This is a genomic window from Streptomyces sp. Y7 (assembly GCF_043195415.1).
Lineage (GTDB): Bacteria > Actinomycetota > Actinomycetes > Streptomycetales > Streptomycetaceae > Streptomyces.
Genome location: NZ_JBIDDQ010000010.1, coordinates 106,204 through 123,442 on the forward strand (window position 1 = coordinate 106,204; position 17,239 = coordinate 123,442).

The following is a 17,239-nucleotide window of genomic DNA, read 5'->3' on the forward strand; positions in this document are numbered from 1 at the left end:
CGGCAGGATTCGGCGTGACGGCTGTCGGGGCTCGCACTGGAGGCGAGCGGTCACGACCGTAGACACGCGATTCGCGGATTTACAAAGACGATCAGGGCTTCTGAGATCTATCTCTCACTGCTGATCAATCGGACATTAGCCGCGAAACGTGACGCGAACTGGCCCAGTTTTTCGCCCTGTTCGACCACTATGCGACGGGGACGTCCAGGGTCTGACCGGGGGAGATGTGGTCCGCGTCGGTGCCGATGGCCTTCTTGTTCGCCTGGTACAGCGCGCGCCATCCGCCGTCGAGGTCAAGGGAGTCGGCGATGGAGGCGAGCGTGTCGCCCTCGCGGACCTTGTACGAGGCGTGGCGCCCGGTGGACTTGGTGGTCACCTCGGCGCTGTCACTCTCCTCGGCGCTGGGGCCGCGGTGCCGGCCGGTGCCGGCCGTCGCCTCCTCGACCGCACCCTCGGCCGCGCCGTCGACCGAACCGGTGTCGACGAGGCTCCAGAAGCCCGCATCCTGGGACCAGTTGTCCTCATTGTCCGCATTGGCCGCCTCGGTCGGCGAGCTCTCCGGTGACTGCGAGGCGCTCGCTTCGGGGGACGCATCGGACGTCGAGGGCTTCTCGGACTTACCGGACGAAGAGGGCGAGGAAGAGGACTTCCCGGGCGATTCGGACGAAGCATCCGGGGTGCCGCTCGCCGACTCCGAAGGATCACCGGAGGGCGTCGACGACTCGGAGGCGCCACTGGAGTCGGAAGAGTCGGACTCCGACGACGAATCCGATGAATTCGACGAGTTGGACGAATCGAGCAATCCGGAGGATCCGGACACTGCGGAGGGCGAGTCGTCCTCCACCCCGGTGTCGAGGTCGACCGATCCGGACTTCTTGGTGAGGCCGTTGAGCACCGCGCAGGTACCCCAGGGCCTGGTCCCCTGGTCCGCGAGGATCTCCTGGGCCACGGCTATCTGCTGCGAGCGGCTGGCCAGGTCGGGGCTGGAGGCGTAGTCGAGACCGCCGTACCGCTCCCAGTCGTCCTGGGTCAACTGGAGGCCGCCGTAGTGCCCGTCGCCGTTGTCGGCGCTCCACGAGCCTCCGCTCTCGCATTCGGCGACCTTGTCCCACACGGTGCCGTCGGCGGCGCTCGCGCCGGTGGCGCCGAGGAGCGGGATGGCGATCGCGGACCCGGTGACTCCGGCCGCGACGAGGAGAGCCGGAGCCTGACGGGGGCGACGGTGACGACCGTTCCCGGAGAGCATGCGGGGACCTTTCGCGAGGCAGCACTGAACACGGCGCGTAAACCTCTGCGCCTTGTTGATCCGTGAACGTATAGGCAGACGATCACTTGTCACAAGTTAATGCCGCGTAGATCACGTGAAGATCACAGACATGAGCGCGTGTCACGTTTACGGAGGCGGACGTACTCACCCAACAGGGGTGAACTCCACCGGAAGCGTGCGCAGTCCGCGCATGATGAGCCCGCCGCGCCACCTCAACTCCTGCGGCTCCACAGCGAGTCGGAGATCCGGGAGGCGGGTGAGAAGGGTGGCGAGGGCGGTCTGGCCCTCCAGACGGGCGAGCGGGGCGCCGAGGCAGTAGTGGATGCCGTGGCCGTAGCCGAGGTGCTGGTTGTCGCGACGGCCGAGGTCGAGGACGTCGGGGTCGGCGAACCGCTCCGGGTCACGGTCGGCGGCGGCCAGGACGACCAGGACGGGGTCGCCGGCCGCGATGTCCTGCCCGCCGACGGTGAGCGGCTCGGTGGCGAAACGCCAGGTGGCGAGTTCGACCGGGCCGTCGTAGCGCAGGAGTTCCTCGACGCCGGTCTCCAGGAGAGCGGTGTCGTGGGCGGCCAGGGAGGTCTGGAGGCGGGCGCGCTGTTCGGGGTGGGTGAGCAGGGCGAGGGTGCCGTTGCCGATGAGGTTCACGGTCGTCTCGAAGCCGGCGAACAGCAGGATGAAGGCCATGGCCGCGGCCTCGTTCTCGGTGAGGTGCTCACCGTGGTCGGAGGCGCGGATGAGACCGGAGATGAGGTCCTCGCCCGGGTCGGGGGTGGCCGGAAGTGCCTCTCGCTTGCGGTGGATGAGGTCGGCCAGATAACCGCGCATCTTCTTCACGGACCGTGCGACGCCGCCTCTGGGGCCGCCCTGGTGCCGGATCATCATGCCCGCCCAGTCCCGGAAGTCGTCCTGGTCCTCGCGCGGAACGCCGAGCAGGTCGCAGATCGCGTAGATGGGCAGGGGGAAGGCGAACTCATGGATGAGGTCGGCGCTCCCCTCCGCCGCGAAACGGTCGATGAGCTGATCGGTGAGCTCCTGCACCCGTGGCGTGAACTCGGCGACCCTGCGGGGCGTGAAGGCCTTGGAGACGAGCCGGCGAAGCCTCGTGTGGTCCGGCGGGTCGATGTTGAGCAGATGCGTCATCAACTCGGCCTTGCGCTCCCCCGGGATACCCGTCTTGCCCTTGGCGTGCGCGGGCTCGTCGTGGTGAGCGGGGTTCTTGGAGAGCCGGTTGTCGGCGAGCGTCTGCTTGGCGTCGGCGTACCGGGTGACCAGCCAGGCCTCCACCCCGCTGGGCAGCCGGGTCCGGTGAACGGGGGCGTGTTCACGGAGCCAGGCGTAGGCGGGGTAGGGATCCGTCGCGAACTCCCAGGTGAAGAGTTCCGGGGCCTCGGTGAGGGGGGTCGGGGGGTGGGGCTGGTTGGTCACTCCTTGACGGTATCCGGAGGGGGAGAGGGGTGCGGAGACGGTCTCCGGATGGAGGCACGGCTCCGGCCTTCATGTGGCTGCCTTCATGTGGCTGCCGGCGCTACGAGGACACCCCTTCCGCCACCCGTACCGCGTCCCGGTACGCCCTGGCCGCGACCCGCAGAGCCGCCTCCGGGTCCACCCCGGCCGCCTCCGCGCGGACCGCCATCGCGAGCAACTCGTACCCGATGCCCTCACCGGTCGGCAGCGGAACGTCCAGGTCCGCCGTGCGGACCCGGGACGCCAGCTTCGCCGCGAGGGCCAGGCCCGGCTGGCCCAGGGGGATGCCCTCCGTCACCGACTCCCGGCGCTTCTCCTGCGCCTTCGTGCGCAGCCAGTGCTCCTTGACCTCTTCCGGGGTCGTCGCCGTCTCGTCGCCGAAGACATGGGGGTGGCGGTGGATGAGCTTGGTGACGATGCCGCCGGCCACGTCGTCGATGGAGAAGGGGGACTCCGGGTCCTCCTCGGCGATGCGGGAGTGGAAGACCACCTGGAGCAGGACGTCGCCCAGTTCCTCGCGCAGTTCGTCGCGGTCGCCGTCCTCGATCGCCTCGACGAGCTCGTAGGCCTCCTCGATGCCGTACTTCGCCAGGCCCTTGTGGGTCTGCTGGGAGGACCACGGGCACTCGACGCGGATGCGGTCCATGACCTGGACGAGGTCGAGGAGGCGGGCGCCGGGGAGGTCGTAGGAGGCGGGGAGCAGTTCCAGTTCCGGCATCGCGACGCGGCCCGTGCCGGCCAGGCGGGCGAGGCCGTCGGTGAGCGCGGGCTCGCCCTCGCCGGTCGCCACGACCACGGCCGTGCGGCCGCCGGCGCACGCGTCGATCAGTTCCTCGGCGGTCGGAGCGGCCTCGTCGACCGGTATCCCGGCCTCGCGCAGATACGGCAGCTGCGGGTGGGCGCCGTCCGCGCACAGCACGCGGTCGGCGGAGCGCAGCGCCTGCCACGCGGGCCAGGACAGCAGGCCGGGGGCGACGCGGTGGCTGGTGGTGAGCAGGACGATGCGGCCGGGGGCAGTGGCTTCGGGACTGGTTGCGTTCACGATCCGAACGTAACCCAAGCGACCCACAAGTCCCCGAGTTATCCACAGGCCGGGCGGCCGCTGCGGCGTTGTCCACAGACCGTGGAGCCGGGCTGCCCCTTCCCGCGGCGGGCGGGGCCGCGCCGCCCGGCCGGTCGGTCGGTCGGTCGGGTGGCCACCTCGGCTGCCTTCACATGACACGGCTTACGCAGCTGCCGTCACAGGCAGGGGCCCTGCGGCTGCCGTCACACGCAGGGCCTCTGCGGCTGCCGTCACACGCAGGGCCTCCGCGGGGTGCCGTCACAGGCAGGGCCTCCGCGGGCTGCCGTCACAGACAGGGCCCCGCGGCTGCCGTCACAGACGGGCCTCCGCGGGCTGCCGTCACACGGTGCGCTCGGGACGGCTGCCGTCACACGGTGCGCTCGGGACGGCTGCCGTCACACGGTGCGCCCGGGACGGCTGCCGTCACATCGCGCGCCCGCCACGGGGCTGCCGCACGTCGCGCGCCCGCCATGGGGCTGCCGCACAGCACGCGCCCGCCCGCCCGGGGCTGCCGTCACATCGCGGGCTGTGCCCCCGCCGCCGTCACCTCGCGCACCCACGGCGTCTTCGCGTCGGCGCGGCTGCTCTTCTGGACGTCCCAGGTGCCGTAGCGCGGGTTGACGTCGATGTCGAGCTGCTTGGAGGCGGCGGCCAGGGCGTTCCAGAAGGCCGGCTTGCCGGTGTCGGTGCCGAGGACGGTGGCGAGCTTCTGGGCCTCCAGCTGGAGGCGGAGGTTCTCGTCGAGTCGCTGCGGCGGGATGCCGTACTGCTGGAGCCAGGCGGTCTCCAGGGCCTTGGCGCCGCCGACCTGGCCCTCCAGGTCGGCGCGCATCTGCTGGATCTCCTTGCGGGTGACGCTCACCCCGGCGTCCTTGGCGGCCTTGTGCAGCACCTCGTCCAGGACCATGTTGTGCAGGACGTCGCGCGGGAGCGTGCCCGACTTCGCGATGACCTGCGCGTACGCGGCCTCGTCCGGTACGGCGTCGCGCTGGGCCGTGCGGACCTCGCTCACCCTGTTCTCCAGCTGCGACACGGTGATCCGCTCGTCGCCGACGACGGCCGCCGCGCCGGGGTGCGCGTCGTTTCCGCAGGCGGTGAGCAGAGGTGCCGCGACGATCGCGGCGGAGAGGAGAAGCGCGGTGCGACGGCGGCGGTGCAAGGAGACCTCCCGAGGAGAGCTTGTGCGACGGTGCACAAAGTCTTGCGGTGATCGATGGTAGGCAGTGGGCAAGCTCTGGCCAACCCATTGGACCAACGATTCACCAGGACTTCAGGCACCGCCGCACCGCGCCGAGCGGGGGCCGGCCCATGAGGGGCACCGGTCCGTCGGCCTAGCCGCGCACCTGCCCCAGCCACTGCAGGGTGCGCCGGACCTCCGTCGCGACCGGGTGGCCGGGGCCGTGCAGGCGCTCGACGTCCATCAGCAGGCGGGCCAGGGTGTCATGGGCCGCGGGGCGGTCGCCCACGGCGAGCAGGAGGTGTCCGATGCGGCGGCGGACGTCGTGGGCGAGCTCGGGGTCGCCGGAGACGTACTGGTTCTCGTAGTACGGCAGCAGTGCCCGGTACTCGGTGAGCGCGGCGGCCGGCTGGCCGAGCTGTTCCAGGCACTGGGCGACGTCGTAGCGGAAGCGCAGGGCCTGCGGGTCGGCCTGGCCGGCCTCGGAGGCGCGTTCGTCGGCGAGGCGGCGCAGTTCGGGCAGCGCGCGCCGGTACTGGCCGTCGTCCATGAGCGTGGCCGCGTACTGCTTGCGCAGGGAGCGCACCACCGGGGAGTGCTCGCCGTGCTGTTCTGCCGCCGTGGGCAGGATCGCGCCGAGGATGTCGACGGCCTGGGTGATACGGCCCTCGCCGAGCAGCCGCTTGACCTCGTCGACGGCCCGCGCGACATCGGCCTTCTCGTCGGCGGGCGTGACCGGGGTGGCGGGCGCCGGCTGGGGCGCGGGGGTGCGCGCCCGGTCGGGCCAGGGGGCGTGCGGGCGCAGGAAGGGGCGGGTGGGGTCCAGCGGCGCTCCCAGATGGGTGCCGCGCGCGGGCAGCAGCGACTCCAGGTCCTCGTACACCTGCTGGGCGGAGGCGGGCCGGTGCTGCGGGTCCTTCGCGAGCAGGCGCAGGACCAGCGCTTCGAGCGCCTCGGGGACCTCGGGGCGGACGCGGCGCACGGGCACCGGCGGCTCGTACAGATGCCGGTGCAGCACGCCGAGCGCGGTCGAGCCGGAGAACGGCACGTCTCCGCTGAGGAGTTCGTGCATCAGCACACCCAGCGCGTACAGGTCGGTGTACGGGCCGACCGCGCCGCCCATCGCCTGCTCGGGGGCCATGTAGGCGGGCGAGCCGATGGGCGTGCCGGTGTGGGTGAGGCGGGTGGTGTCGGCGTCCATGACGGAGGCGACACCGAGGTCGAGGACGGTGACGGTGCCGTCCTGCTTCACCATCAGGTTGCGGGGCTTGAGGTCGCGGTGGACGATCGGCACCGCGTGCACGGCGCTCAGCACGGCGCACAGCTGCGCGGCGACCGCCACAGCCCACTGCCAGGGGTACGGGTCGCGCGCGGCGAGATGTGCGGAGAGGTCGACGCCGTCGACGTACTGCATGACGAGGAACAGCTCCTCGCCCTCGCTGCCCGCGTCGTGCACCGTGACCAGCCCGGGGTGGTCGACCTGTGCGGTCACCCGGCACTCACGCACGAACCGGCGGCGCAGTTCGTCCGCCTCCTGCCCGGCCACCTTGTCGGGGCGCAGGAGCTTCACCGCCACGCGCCGGTCGAGCCGTTGGTCGTACGCCGTCCAGACCTGGCCCATGCCGCCCTGTCCGATGAGCGCCGACAGGGCGTAGCGGCCGGCGACGACACGTCCTGTCGTCACGGTCACCTTCCGCTCTCGTGGTCGCCGTCCTGGCGGGTGTCGTGCTTGCGCAGGTAGTCACTGAGCTCGTCGAGCTCGGCTCGCACCTGGTCGATGCGCGCGGGCGCGGGGCGCTGCGGGGGCGTGGGAGGCGGCGCGGGCGTGTTGGACATCGGCGTGTTGGGCATCGGCGTGCGGGGCACGGGCGTCTGGGGTATCGGCGGCGACTGCGGCACCGTCGTGGCGGTGTACGGCGACTGGGCCTGCGGGTAGCCGTAGGCCGGGGACGTCGGCCGCTGTCCGCTGTAGCCGCTGAAGCGGAGCTGGTGGAAGTGACGTATGTCCGCGGCGAGGTAGTACGCGATCGCGGCCACCATGCCGCCCAGGACGAGGACGAGGCCGGTCCAGCCGCCGACGCTGTGGATCTCGTCGCCCGGCTCGGAGCCCATCAGGTACAGGCCGAGGAACTCCACCACGATCGACGCCGTGAACAGGCACCAGTCGAGCGCGCGGCGGGTCACGATGGCCAGGCGCAGCATCATCACCCACATCAGCAGGCCGAAGCTCAGCACCGACATCACGACGAACACCACGCGCAGGAAGACCAGCCAGCCCGTGGGCGGTGGCTGGTTCACCGGCTGCGGATAGCCGTGGCCTTGCATGACTGCTCCTGATGCCTGAGGTGGGCGCGCGGGGTCGACCGACCCTGCCCGGTACGGGACAACCTCGGTCGTGCGATTGTCGCTTCGAGCGTATAGGTCGACACCGACATAGGGTCACCGGTTGTACCGAACCGTTGTCGTGCTGATCACTTCCCGCGACGGCGCAGGTCGCGCGGAGCCTCGCCTTCCGGCCCTGCCGGACGCGCACGCCCGCCGCGGGGCTCAGACCGGGTGCCGCATCCACACGTTGGGCTCGACGTACACCGCGTAACCGCGCTCCGGTTCGCACCGCACCGGAACCAGCGCACCGGGCACCTCGACCTCGCCCGGGACGTCGAAGGGCAGCCCGGTCCAGTGGCGCCACTGCTCCAGCGATCCGGCGACGGTCATGGAGGCCGGGGCGATGGAGTCGATCGTGGCTCCGGCCCGGGCGTGGACGCGCAGCCAGGGGTCGTGGGGCAGGCCGTCGGGGCGCACCCGGTGGGCGTACTCCTCGATGGGGGTGCGCGGTTCGAGGTGTTTGGCGTTGGGGCGGACCGGGGCGACGACCTCGGTGAAGCCGTGGGCGCGGGCGTTGGCGCGCATCGCGCCGAGCATGCGCGCGGACAGCCCGCCGCCGAGCGCGTGCGGGGCGATGACGACGGAGATGGCGCTGACGGTGTCGGGACGGACGCCGCCGCGCAGGTCGGCGAAGGCCCACACCAGCACCTCGTCCCAGCCCCGTGCGGGCAGCCGGCCGCGGCCCTCGGCGCCGAGGGCGAACGGCACGCTGAACGCGTGCGCGACCACCTCACCGCGCTCGTCCTCCGCGAACAGCGCGTACTCGGGGAACTCGCGCGGGATCCGGGCGTAGTGCGCGTTGCCGACGGGGTCGTGGACGACGAACTCCGGCCATGTGTCCGGCATCTCCAGGACCGCTTCAAGCATCTCCGGACGTTCCGCGAGGCTCGACACCTTCAGTTCCATGCCGGAACCGTAGGCGGGCGGCGTCCGCGCCGGAAACCCGTTTTCAGCCGCCGCACTGGCGCAGCATCGTCTCCTTGTCGGCGCCGGTGACCGGAAGTTCGTACTTCAGTGACACCTGGGCGAAGCGCACCGCGTACGAGCAGCGGATGCTCTTGTTCGGGGGGAGCCAGGACGCGGGTCCGGAGTCGCCCTTGGAGCTGTTGGTCGGGCCGTCGACCGGCATGAGGTTGAGGGGGTCGTTGGCGATGTCCTGACGCTTGCCCTCGGGCCAGCGGGAGGCGCCCATCTGCCAGTCGTACGACAGCGGCATGACGTGGTCGATCTGCACGGTCGTCGCCCTGGACTTGGTCCACTCGATCGTCCGGCCCGTGTACGGGTCGTGCAGCGTCATGGAGGCCACGACACAGTCCGAGCCGGAACGGTGGCGGACGTCCTCGCCGTCGCGCTGCAGGAGGTCGTTGCGGGTGTCGCAGCCGTTGCGGGAGAACGGGACGCCGCCCGGCGCCGAGTCCATCCACGCGTAGCCGAACTCGTCCCGGTCGTACCCCGTCCTGGGGCCGCGGCCCTTGGTCGCCACCTTCTCGATCAGAGCCCGCGCCTCGGACCGGTCGGCATCCGAAGTGAGCGGCGCGAGACCGGGTTTCGTGCCGTCGGCGTTGTCCAGCGGGCTCACGGCACGGCCGGATCCCTCGGCCGGTACGGCGCCGGAGGGCCCGTCGTCCACGGGCAGATCGACGTTCTCGCAGCCCGCCAGGACCAGCACCGTTCCGAGCATCGCCGCGGCGCTCGCCGCCCCGCCCTTCAGACGCATCACGATGCGCCCCTCCCCATACTGTGCGTTCCGCCCCGCACAGGCGGTTTTCCCTGGTAACCCGTCGCGCACACGGTAGCGACCCGGCGCACGGCGGCATTCGGGAGGGCCGGGGACGGCGGTCCCGGGCATGAAAGGACCCAATCGCGCATACTTCGCAACTCGGGCGTATCGTCGGTGATGAATCACCTCGGGAAGGAGCTCTGGATGGGCATCTTCGACAGGTTCAAGAACCGCCAGGCGCAGGACAAGGCAAGGGACATGTCCGACACCGCGGAGCGGAAGGTCAACGAGAGGACGGGCAACAAGCACGAGGGCCAGGTCGACCAGGCGCAGCAGAGGATGGAGCGCGAACTCGGCATGGACCGCGACAAGCCCGACCAGCAGTAGGACCCGAGCCCACGCGGGACCGAGGTCGGACGGTCACCGAAGCGCCTTGATGGACCGCCCTGACAAGCACGGGCCGTCCGCGGACGGAGACACCTCCCGCGGGCGGCTTCGCGCGAGCGGGAGTCACCCGTCAGCCGGCGACGCGAGCCGCCGAATCCCCGTCACACCTTCCCGATCCCCAGCGTCGTCTCCGAGGGCAGCAGCCCGGAGGACAGCACCGCCACCCAGAACTCGCCGAGCAGTTCGACGAGCCGGTCGAGTTCGGCCGCGGTGAGCGAGTCCCAGGGTGCGGTGGCGAGTCGGTCGGTGTGCTGCTCGACGGCGCGGCGCACTTCGCGGCCCGCATCCGTGGCCGCTCCGTCCGCGTCGACCAGACCTCGATCGATCAGACGGTCACGAGCCGACTCCCATTCCTCGGAGCTCCAGCCGCGGCTTTCGAAGCGCTCGACGGACGCGGCGCCGATCGCGGCGAAGGAGACGAGCGACTCGACGGGGTCCAGGCCCGCCACCATCAGGGCGGCTATATGACCGTCACCGCGGTGCTCACGCAGGATCGTCGCCGCGTGCCAGAGCTGAAGATGCGGCGCCTCCGGCCAGTCCAGGCCGGCGTTGGCCGCGGCGAGCGGACGGCCCGCGGTGTTCGCCGCCTCGGCCGCACGGCGGAGCAGGGCCACGAGCTCGGCCAGTTCGGGACTGTCCACCCGGTCGCCGAACATCGCGCGGTAGGCACGGTCGATCCCACGCACCCGCGCCCGCAGGACGGCCTCCGGGCTCGCCACCTTCCAGGCGGGGTCGATGTGTTCGGCGACCATGCCCGGGCTGAAGCTGTAGAACGCGGACGCGACCCTCTCCGCGTCGACGGCCCCCAACGGGGCGGCTCGGTAGGGGAAGTAGCTCGGCCAGCGCTCCTCGGTGGCGTACCCGAGCTCGGCGGCCTCCTCGAAGACCTCCGGCGCGTAGTACAGCACCGCATGCAGCGGCTCCAGCAGATGCCAGAGCTGCCGCACCCGACCCGGATCCGTACCGCCGACCTGCTTCACCATGACGCTCCCCCACTTCGACATCCTGTACCGCACAACTTGACACTGACAAGATTGCCCGCCCCGCCTGAACTTGTCAACGCCTAGATGCCGAAAACTTGTCGCCGCCTAGATTGCGCGTACGCTGCTGCCATGACGCAGCAGACCTCTCCCCGCCGCCCGTACCACCACGGAGACCTGCGGCGCGCCATCCTCACCACCGCGCTGGACGTCATCGCCACCGACGGCCCGTCCGCGCTCAGCCTGCGTGACCTGGCCCGCCGTGCCGGTGTCTCGCACGCCGCGCCGGCCCATCACTTCCGGGACCGCACCGGGCTGCTCACGGCGATCGCCGCCGAAGGGTTCGGGCTGCTGTCGACCGCGCTCATCGAGGCGGCGGACCTGAAGGACGCGGGTGTGCGGTACGTCCGCTTCGCACGCGAACACCCCGCACACTTCCAGGTGATGTTCTCGCCCGAACTGCTGCGCGCCGACGACCTGGAACTGACCACGGCCCGCGCCCTCGCCGGCGACGCCCTGCGCGGCGCCGTCTCCGAGGTACGCCCCGAGGAACTCGGCATCGACGCCCGTATGGCCGGAGTCGCCGCCTGGTCCCTGGCGCACGGCTTCGCCACCCTGCTGCTCAGCCACAACCTGGACGGCCCGGTCGGCGACCAGGACCCGGAGGAGATCTTCCGGACCCTGGCGGCGATGCTGTTCCGCACCACCGCCTGAACAGGCCTCGCGGCGAACCCGCGCGCGAACCCGCGGACGGCGCTTGACCTCAAGTCCCCTTGAGGTCCCAGAGTGATCCGCATGACCACCGAAGCCACGCACACCTCCGCCGCACGGGCGGACGACCTCCGCGCCATAGCCGACGTCGTCGCCGCCGTGGAGCGCACCCAGCGCGCCAAGGACCCCGACGGCTTTCTCGCCCTCTTCCACCCCGAGGCGCTGTGGACCACCGCGCACGGCAAGGTCCTCGTCGGCCTCGACGCGATCGCCGAGTTCACCCGGGCCGTGCTGCCCGGCGCGAGTGGGGACGGCGAGGTCACCTACGAGACCGTGCACACGCAGTTCCTGCGCCCCGACGTCGCGGCCGTGAAGGTCCGGCAGGTCTACCACTCACCGGCAGGCGACACCGAGGGCGCCCCGCTGTACGTCATGACCAGGCAGGACGACGGCGGATGGCTGCTCCACGCCTGCCAGAACACCGAGGTCCGGACGGACTAGGGCCACCACGCCCCGCCGCCGCGCGCCCCCGCCCCATGGGGCGCGCTCCCGGCCTCAGGACCCCAGAACCGAAGCCAGGAACTCCCCCACCCAACCGAGCAACTCCCGGCCGACCAGCGGCTTTCCGCCCACCTTCGCGGTCTTCGGGCGGGGCACCAGAAGCTGGTGGACGGCCGGCTTGATGACGGTGCCCGGGTACAGGCGCTTGACCCGCAGCTCCTGCGACTCCCGCAACTCCACCGGCGCGAAGCGGATGTTGTTGCCCTGGAGGACGATCTCGCCGACGCCGCACGCACGGGCCAGCATGCGCAGGCCCGCCACCAGGAGGAGGTTCTCGACCGGCTCGGGCAGCTTGCCGTAGCGGTCGACGAGCTCCTCGCGCACGGAGGTGATGTCCTCCTCCGTGTTGGCGGAGGCGATGGCGCGGTAGGCCTGCAGCCTGAGCCGCTCGCCTGGCGCGTAGTCGTGCGGGACGTGCGCGTCGACGGGGAGCTCGATCTTGACCTCCAGCGGCGGCTCCTCCTCCACCCCGCCCTCCAGCGAGGCGCGGTAGTCCGCGACCGCCTCGCCGACCATGCGGACGTACAGGTCGAAGCCGACGCCCGCGATGTGGCCGGACTGCTCGCCGCCCAGCAGATTGCCGGCGCCGCGGATCTCCAGGTCCTTCATGGCCACGTACATGCCCGCACCCATCTCGGTGTGCTGGGCGATGGTCGCGAGACGCTCGTGGGCGGTCTCCGTCAGCGGCTTCTCCGGCGGGTACAGGAAGTACGCGTAGCCGCGTTCCCGGCCCCGGCCCACCCGGCCCCGCAGCTGGTGCAGCTGGGACAGGCCGAAGTTGTCGCCGCGCTCGACGATCAGGGTGTTGGCGTTGGAGATGTCGATGCCGGACTCGACGATCGTCGTCGAGACGAGCACGTCGAACTTCTTCTCCCAGAAGTCGACGACGACCTGCTCCAGCGCCTGCTCCGACATCTGGCCGTGCGCCGTGGCGATACGCGCCTCGGGGACGATCTCGCGCAGCCGGGCGGCGGCTCGGTCGATCGACTCGACGCGGTTGTGGATGTAGAAGACCTGGCCCTCGCGCAGCAGTTCACGGCGGATCGCGGCGCCGATCTGCTTCTCCTCGTAGGGGCCGACGAAGGTCAGGACCGGGTGGCGCTCCTCCGGAGGGGTGGTGATGGTCGACATCTCGCGGATGCCGGTGACCGCCATCTCCAGGGTTCTGGGGATCGGGGTCGCGGACATCGTCAGGACGTCGACGTTGGCGCGCAGCTTCTTCAGCTGTTCCTTGTGCTCGACGCCGAAGCGCTGCTCCTCGTCGACGATGACCAGGCCCAGGTCCTTGAACTTGGTCTCCGACGAGAAGAGGCGGTGCGTGCCGATCACGATGTCCACCGAGCCTTCGCGCAGGCCCTCCAGGACCGCCTTCGCCTCGGTGTCGGTCTGGAAGCGGGACAGGGCCCGGGTGTTGACGGGGAACTGCGAGTAGCGCTCGGAGAACGTCCCGAAGTGCTGCTGCACCAGCAGGGTCGTGGGCACCAGGACGGCCACCTGCTTGCCGTCCTGTACCGCCTTGAAGGCGGCCCGCACCGCGATCTCCGTCTTGCCGTAACCGACGTCGCCGCAGATCAGGCGGTCCATCGGGACCGACTTCTCCATGTCCTCCTTGACCTCGGCGATGGTCGTCAGCTGGTCGGGGGTCTCGGCGTACGGGAAGGCGTCCTCCAGCTCGCGCTGCCAGGGGGTGTCCGAGCCGAAGGCGTGCCCGGGGGCCGCCATGCGCGCGCTGTAGAGCTTGATCAGGTCGGCGGCGATCTCCTTGACGGCCTTCTTGGCCCGCGCCTTCGTCTTCGTCCAGTCGGCGCCGCCCAGACGGTGCAGCGTGGGCGCCTCGCCACCGACGTACTTGGTGATCTGCTCCAGCTGGTCGGTGGGGATGTACAGCCGGTCGCCGGGCTGGCCGCGCTTGGCCGGGGCGTACTCCACGACGAGGTACTCGCGCGTGGCGCCCTGCACGGTGCGCTGCACCATCTCGATGTAGCGGCCGACGCCGTGCTGCTCGTGGACGATGTAGTCGCCCGTCTCCAGGGTGAGCGGGTCGATGGTCTTGCGGCGGCGGGCCGGCATCCGGGCGCCGTCCTTGCCTGCCGCCTTCTGCCCGGACAGGTCGGTCTCGGTCAGCACCGCCAGTCTGAGGGCCGGGTCCACGAAGCCGTAGTCGATCGAGCCGCACGCTACATGGACGATCGACGGGGAGATCTCCCCCAGGTCCGTCTCCAGGCGGGCCGCGACGCCCTCGCCGCCGAGCACCTCGACCGTGCGGGCGGCCGGGCCGTGGGCCTCGGTCACGAAGACCGTCCGCCAGCCGTCGGCGAGCCAGCCCTTGGTGTCGGCGAGGGCCTTCGCGGTGTCACCGCGGTACGACTCGGGGGCGTGCATGCCGAGCTTGAGGGTGTCCGCGTCGAGCGTCTCGTCGGCGGCGAACGGCGACACCGACCACCACATCATGTCCAGCTCGCGCGCCCGGTCACGGACGTCAGCGATGGACCACAGGGAGGCCGCGCCGACGTCGATGGGCGCCTCGCCGCCGCCGGCCGTGGCGGCCCAGGACGCCTGGAGGAACTCCTGCGAGGTCGCGACGAGATCGGAGGCACGCGTACGGACCCGCTCCGGATCGCATACGACCGTCATGGCGCCCTTGGGCAGGACGTCGAGCAGCAGCTCCATGTCGTCGACGAGGACCGGCGCGAGGGACTCCATGCCCTCCACGGCGATGCCCTCGGCGATCTTGCCGAGCAGTTCACCGAGCTCGGGGTGCTCCTCGGCGAGGGCACGCGCGCGGGCGCGGACGTCGTCGGTGAGGAGGAGCTCGCGGCAGGGCGGCGCCCACAGGCCGTGCTCGGCTACTTCCAGGGAGCGCTGGTCGGCGACCTTGAAGTAGCGGATCTCCTCGATGTCGTCGCCCCAGAACTCGATGCGCAGGGGGTGTTCCTCGGTGGGCGGGAAGACGTCGAGGATGCCGCCTCGCACGGCGAACTCGCCGCGCTTCTCGACGAGCTCCACGCGCGCGTACGCGGCGGCCGCGAGAGCCTCCACGACGGCGCCCAGGTCGGCGGTCCGGCCGGTGCGCAGGGCCACCGGTTCCAGGTCGCCGAGGCCCTTGACCTGGGGCTGGAGGACGGAGCGTACGGGGGCCACGACGACGGAGACCGGGCCGGTCTCGGGGTCGTCGGAGCTGGGGTGGGCGAGGCGGCGCAGCACCGCGAGGCGGCGGCCGACGGTGTCGCTGCGGGGGCTGAGGCGCTCGTGCGGCAGGGTCTCCCAGGATGGGTACTCCACCACGCCCTCCGACGGCAGCAGGGAGCGCAGGGCCGCGGCCAGGTCCTCGGCCTCGCGGCCCGTCGCCGTGACCGCCAGGAGCGTGCGGTCGGACTCGCGGGCGAGGGCTGCGATCGCGAACGGGCGTGCCGCGGGGGGTCCCACCAGGTCGACGTGCATGCGGTTGCCGTCTGCGGCCGCCGTGATCGCTTCCGCGAGGGCGGTGTCCTTGACTACGGCGTCGAGCAGACCGTGCAGGCTCATGGAGGGCGCTTCCGTCCGAGGGGGTGGGCAACACGAAGGGCCCGACGCGGGAGGCGGGCCGGGTGTTCCAGCGTACGTCGCTGCGCGGGTGGGCGCCGGGGCCTGTGGATAACGTCCGTTCTCCCGTGGTCGGCGTCGCTGCGGGGTCGGGTCTTTCTCGCCCCCGCCGCCCCTACCCGTCCCGTCCCTGGGGGCTGCCGCCCCCGGACCCCCGCGTCGGCCCGAACGGCCTCGTCCTCAAACGCCGGACGGGCTGAAAGAGTGCGGCCCGGCCGAAAGGTTCGGCCCGAACGGCTGCGTCCTCAAACGCCGGCCGGGCTGAAGGGGTGCGGACCGGCTGTCGTCAGTCCCTCACACACCCCAGACACTCCAGAGGCTGAAAGAACCTGAACGGCGGTGAAAAGTCCGCACCGCGTAAGGTCCCTCCATGCCCACCCCCGCTCCCCCGGCGTCGCCCGGTACGTCCTGCGACCCTCACATACCGGCGTCCGACCGGCGTCCCGCGGAGCAGGCGGGGCCCGTCCCCGGCCGGCGTGAGCCCTGGCTGCTGGCTGCCGTGCTGTTCGTCGGGTATCTGATCGTCTCCGTGGGCCGTTACCGGCATCTGGGGCAGAAGTCGTGGGACCTGGGGATATTCGAGCAGGTCATCCGGTCGTACGCGCATCTCCGGGCGCCGATCGCGGACCTCAAGGGGCCGGGGTTCAACATCCTGGGGGACCACTTCAGCCCGGTGACCGTGCTGCTGGCGCCGGTGTACCGGATCTTCCCCTCCTCGATCACCCTGCTCGTGGCGCAGGCGGCACTCTTCGCGCTGTCCGTGGTTCCCGTCACACGGGCCGCGGGCCGGCTGCTCGGGCCGCGGCAGGGGTTCGCGATCGGTGTCGCGTACGGGCTGTCGTGGGGACTCCAGCAGGCGGTCGACTTCGACTTCCACGAGATCTGCTTCGCCGTGCCGCTGATCGCCTTCAGCCTCGAAGCACTCCTCGCACGGCGGTGGCGGGCCGCTCTGCTCTGGGCGCTTCCGCTGGTCCTGGTCAAGGAGGACCTGGGGTTCACCGTCACCGCGATCGCCCTGGTCGTCGCCTGGCGGGCCCGTCAGGAGTCGGTGCGGGCGAGTCGGTGGGCGCTCGGTGTCGCCGTCCTCGGCGCGGCGGCCCTCGCGCTGACCCTGCTCGTGGTCATACCGAGCTTCAACGCCGCCGGCGGCTACGACTACTGGAACAAGGTCAGCGAGCCGGGCGGCGGCGGTCCCTTCGACGGCCTCGACACCAAGCTCCGTACGCTCGCCTGGCTCCTGATACCCACCACCGGGCTGCTCGCCCTGCGCTCCCCGGTCCTGCTCGTCGCCCTGCCCACGCTCGGCTGGCGCTTCGTCTCCGCCTACCCGCAGTACTGGGGGACCGACTGGCACTACAGCGCCGTCCTGATGCCGGTCGTCACGTTCGCGCTCGTCGACGCCCTCGTGATCTGCCGGCACAGCACGCGCGCGTGGCTGCGTTCGTACGTCCGGCACCTGCCCGCCGCCGTCGCGGCCGCCTCCCTCGCGCTGACCACGTCGCTGCCGCTGGCCGCGCTCACCGAGAGCGAGATCTACCGCAAGCCCGCGCGCGTGAGCGCGATAGAGCGGCTCCTCGCCGAGGTTCCCGACGGCGCCTCCGTCGAGGCGAACATCGCGCCGATCAGCCGGCTCACCTCGCGCTGCCGGGTCTTCTGGATCAGCAACACCCGTGGCGTCGAGCCCGACTTCATCGCCCTGGACAACTCCCGCAAGCGCCACCGGGACGTCGAGGCGTACGCCCGGACCCTGCACCCCGACACCCGGTACACCACCAAGGGCACCGCCTTCGGAGTCGTCCTCCTGGAGCGGCAGGCCGCCGGCTGAGCCCTCGGACGCGGCCGGGCCCGGTCGGAAGGTGGCAGCGCCTTCCGGACCGGGCCC

At 71.3% G+C, this 17,239-nt stretch carries 14 protein-coding genes; 4 read left to right on the forward strand and 10 right to left on the reverse strand.

Going from position 1 to position 17,239, the window contains the following annotated elements; translation table 11 throughout:
- Window positions 1-187: 187 nt before the first annotated feature.
- From ACGFW6_RS24995 to ACGFW6_RS25030, 8 genes are all read right to left on the reverse strand, one after another.
- Window positions 188-1,246, reverse strand: coding sequence for a transglycosylase family protein (locus tag ACGFW6_RS24995; RefSeq protein ID WP_393513882.1), 1,059 nt, complete (start codon window positions 1,244-1,246; stop codon window positions 188-190).
- A gap of 165 nt (window positions 1,247-1,411) precedes the next feature.
- Complete coding sequence (locus tag ACGFW6_RS25000) at window positions 1,412-2,692, reverse strand: cytochrome P450 (protein WP_393513885.1); 1,281 nt, start codon at window positions 2,690-2,692, stop codon at window positions 1,412-1,414.
- Between the two features lie 100 nt (window positions 2,693-2,792).
- The gene (locus tag ACGFW6_RS25005; RefSeq protein WP_393513888.1) at window positions 2,793-3,773 is read right to left on the reverse strand and encodes a nucleoside triphosphate pyrophosphohydrolase; all 981 of its coding nucleotides are present in this window, start codon (window positions 3,771-3,773) and stop codon (window positions 2,793-2,795) included.
- A gap of 535 nt (window positions 3,774-4,308) precedes the next feature.
- The gene (locus ACGFW6_RS25010) at window positions 4,309-4,953 is read right to left on the reverse strand and encodes a SurA N-terminal domain-containing protein (RefSeq protein WP_393513890.1); all 645 of its coding nucleotides are present in this window, start codon (window positions 4,951-4,953) and stop codon (window positions 4,309-4,311) included.
- A gap of 172 nt (window positions 4,954-5,125) precedes the next feature.
- The gene (locus tag ACGFW6_RS25015) at window positions 5,126-6,619 is read right to left on the reverse strand and encodes a protein kinase (protein WP_393514199.1); all 1,494 of its coding nucleotides are present in this window, start codon (window positions 6,617-6,619) and stop codon (window positions 5,126-5,128) included.
- A gap of 38 nt (window positions 6,620-6,657) precedes the next feature.
- Window positions 6,658-7,296, reverse strand: coding sequence for a hypothetical protein (locus ACGFW6_RS25020; protein ID WP_393513893.1), 639 nt, complete (start codon window positions 7,294-7,296; stop codon window positions 6,658-6,660).
- Window positions 7,297-7,518: 222 nt separating this feature from the next.
- The gene (locus tag ACGFW6_RS25025; protein ID WP_393513895.1) at window positions 7,519-8,262 is read right to left on the reverse strand and encodes an N-acetyltransferase; all 744 of its coding nucleotides are present in this window, start codon (window positions 8,260-8,262) and stop codon (window positions 7,519-7,521) included.
- Between the two features lie 43 nt (window positions 8,263-8,305).
- Window positions 8,306-9,073, reverse strand: coding sequence for an HNH endonuclease family protein (locus ACGFW6_RS25030; RefSeq protein WP_393514202.1), 768 nt, complete (start codon window positions 9,071-9,073; stop codon window positions 8,306-8,308).
- Between the two features lie 207 nt (window positions 9,074-9,280).
- Here ACGFW6_RS25030 and ACGFW6_RS25035 point away from each other — a divergent pair, with 207 nt between their 5' ends.
- On the forward strand, window positions 9,281-9,463 hold the full coding sequence (locus tag ACGFW6_RS25035) for an antitoxin (RefSeq protein ID WP_393513898.1): 183 nt from the start codon (window positions 9,281-9,283) through the stop codon (window positions 9,461-9,463).
- 161 nt (window positions 9,464-9,624) lie between these two features.
- Here ACGFW6_RS25035 and ACGFW6_RS25040 read toward each other — a convergent pair whose 3' ends face one another.
- On the reverse strand, window positions 9,625-10,506 hold the full coding sequence (locus ACGFW6_RS25040; RefSeq protein ID WP_393513901.1) for a hypothetical protein: 882 nt from the start codon (window positions 10,504-10,506) through the stop codon (window positions 9,625-9,627).
- A gap of 129 nt (window positions 10,507-10,635) precedes the next feature.
- On the opposite strand from ACGFW6_RS25040, the gene ACGFW6_RS25045 reads away from it, so the two are divergent.
- On the forward strand, window positions 10,636-11,217 hold the full coding sequence (locus ACGFW6_RS25045) for a TetR/AcrR family transcriptional regulator (protein WP_393513904.1): 582 nt from the start codon (window positions 10,636-10,638) through the stop codon (window positions 11,215-11,217).
- An 81-nt stretch (window positions 11,218-11,298) separates the two neighbouring features.
- Window positions 11,299-11,715 (forward strand): SgcJ/EcaC family oxidoreductase, encoded by a 417-nt coding sequence (locus ACGFW6_RS25050; RefSeq protein WP_393513907.1) that lies wholly within the window; start codon window positions 11,299-11,301, stop codon window positions 11,713-11,715.
- Between the two features lie 54 nt (window positions 11,716-11,769).
- On the opposite strand, the gene mfd is transcribed toward ACGFW6_RS25050, so the two are convergent.
- Complete coding sequence (gene mfd / locus ACGFW6_RS25055) at window positions 11,770-15,300, reverse strand: transcription-repair coupling factor (protein ID WP_393513910.1); 3,531 nt, start codon at window positions 15,298-15,300, stop codon at window positions 11,770-11,772.
- A gap of 427 nt (window positions 15,301-15,727) precedes the next feature.
- Here mfd and ACGFW6_RS25060 point away from each other — a divergent pair, with 427 nt between their 5' ends.
- The gene (locus ACGFW6_RS25060) at window positions 15,728-17,182 is read left to right on the forward strand and encodes a DUF2079 domain-containing protein (RefSeq protein ID WP_393513913.1); all 1,455 of its coding nucleotides are present in this window, start codon (window positions 15,728-15,730) and stop codon (window positions 17,180-17,182) included.
- Window positions 17,183-17,239: the final 57 nt, after the last annotated feature.

Bases quoted from the DNA above. Each gene is read 5' to 3' on its own strand.
- ACGFW6_RS25025 (WP_393513895.1), bottom strand. From the start codon at position 8,262: ATGGAACTGAAGGTGTCGAGCCTCGCGGAACGTCCGGAGATGCTTGAA.
- ACGFW6_RS25050 (WP_393513907.1), top strand. From the start codon at position 11,299: ATGACCACCGAAGCCACGCACACCTCCGCCGCACGGGCGGACGACCTC.
- ACGFW6_RS25060 (WP_393513913.1), top strand. From the start codon at position 15,728: ATGCCCACCCCCGCTCCCCCGGCGTCGCCCGGTACGTCCTGCGACCCT.
- ACGFW6_RS25020 (WP_393513893.1), bottom strand. From the start codon at position 7,296: ATGCAAGGCCACGGCTATCCGCAGCCGGTGAACCAGCCACCGCCCACG.
- ACGFW6_RS24995 (WP_393513882.1), bottom strand. From the start codon at position 1,246: ATGCTCTCCGGGAACGGTCGTCACCGTCGCCCCCGTCAGGCTCCGGCT.
- ACGFW6_RS25045 (WP_393513904.1), top strand. From the start codon at position 10,636: ATGACGCAGCAGACCTCTCCCCGCCGCCCGTACCACCACGGAGACCTG.
- ACGFW6_RS25030 (WP_393514202.1), bottom strand. From the start codon at position 9,073: ATGCGTCTGAAGGGCGGGGCGGCGAGCGCCGCGGCGATGCTCGGAACG.
- mfd (WP_393513910.1), bottom strand. From the start codon at position 15,300: ATGAGCCTGCACGGTCTGCTCGACGCCGTAGTCAAGGACACCGCCCTC.
- ACGFW6_RS25035 (WP_393513898.1), top strand. From the start codon at position 9,281: ATGGGCATCTTCGACAGGTTCAAGAACCGCCAGGCGCAGGACAAGGCA.
- ACGFW6_RS25040 (WP_393513901.1), bottom strand. From the start codon at position 10,506: ATGGTGAAGCAGGTCGGCGGTACGGATCCGGGTCGGGTGCGGCAGCTC.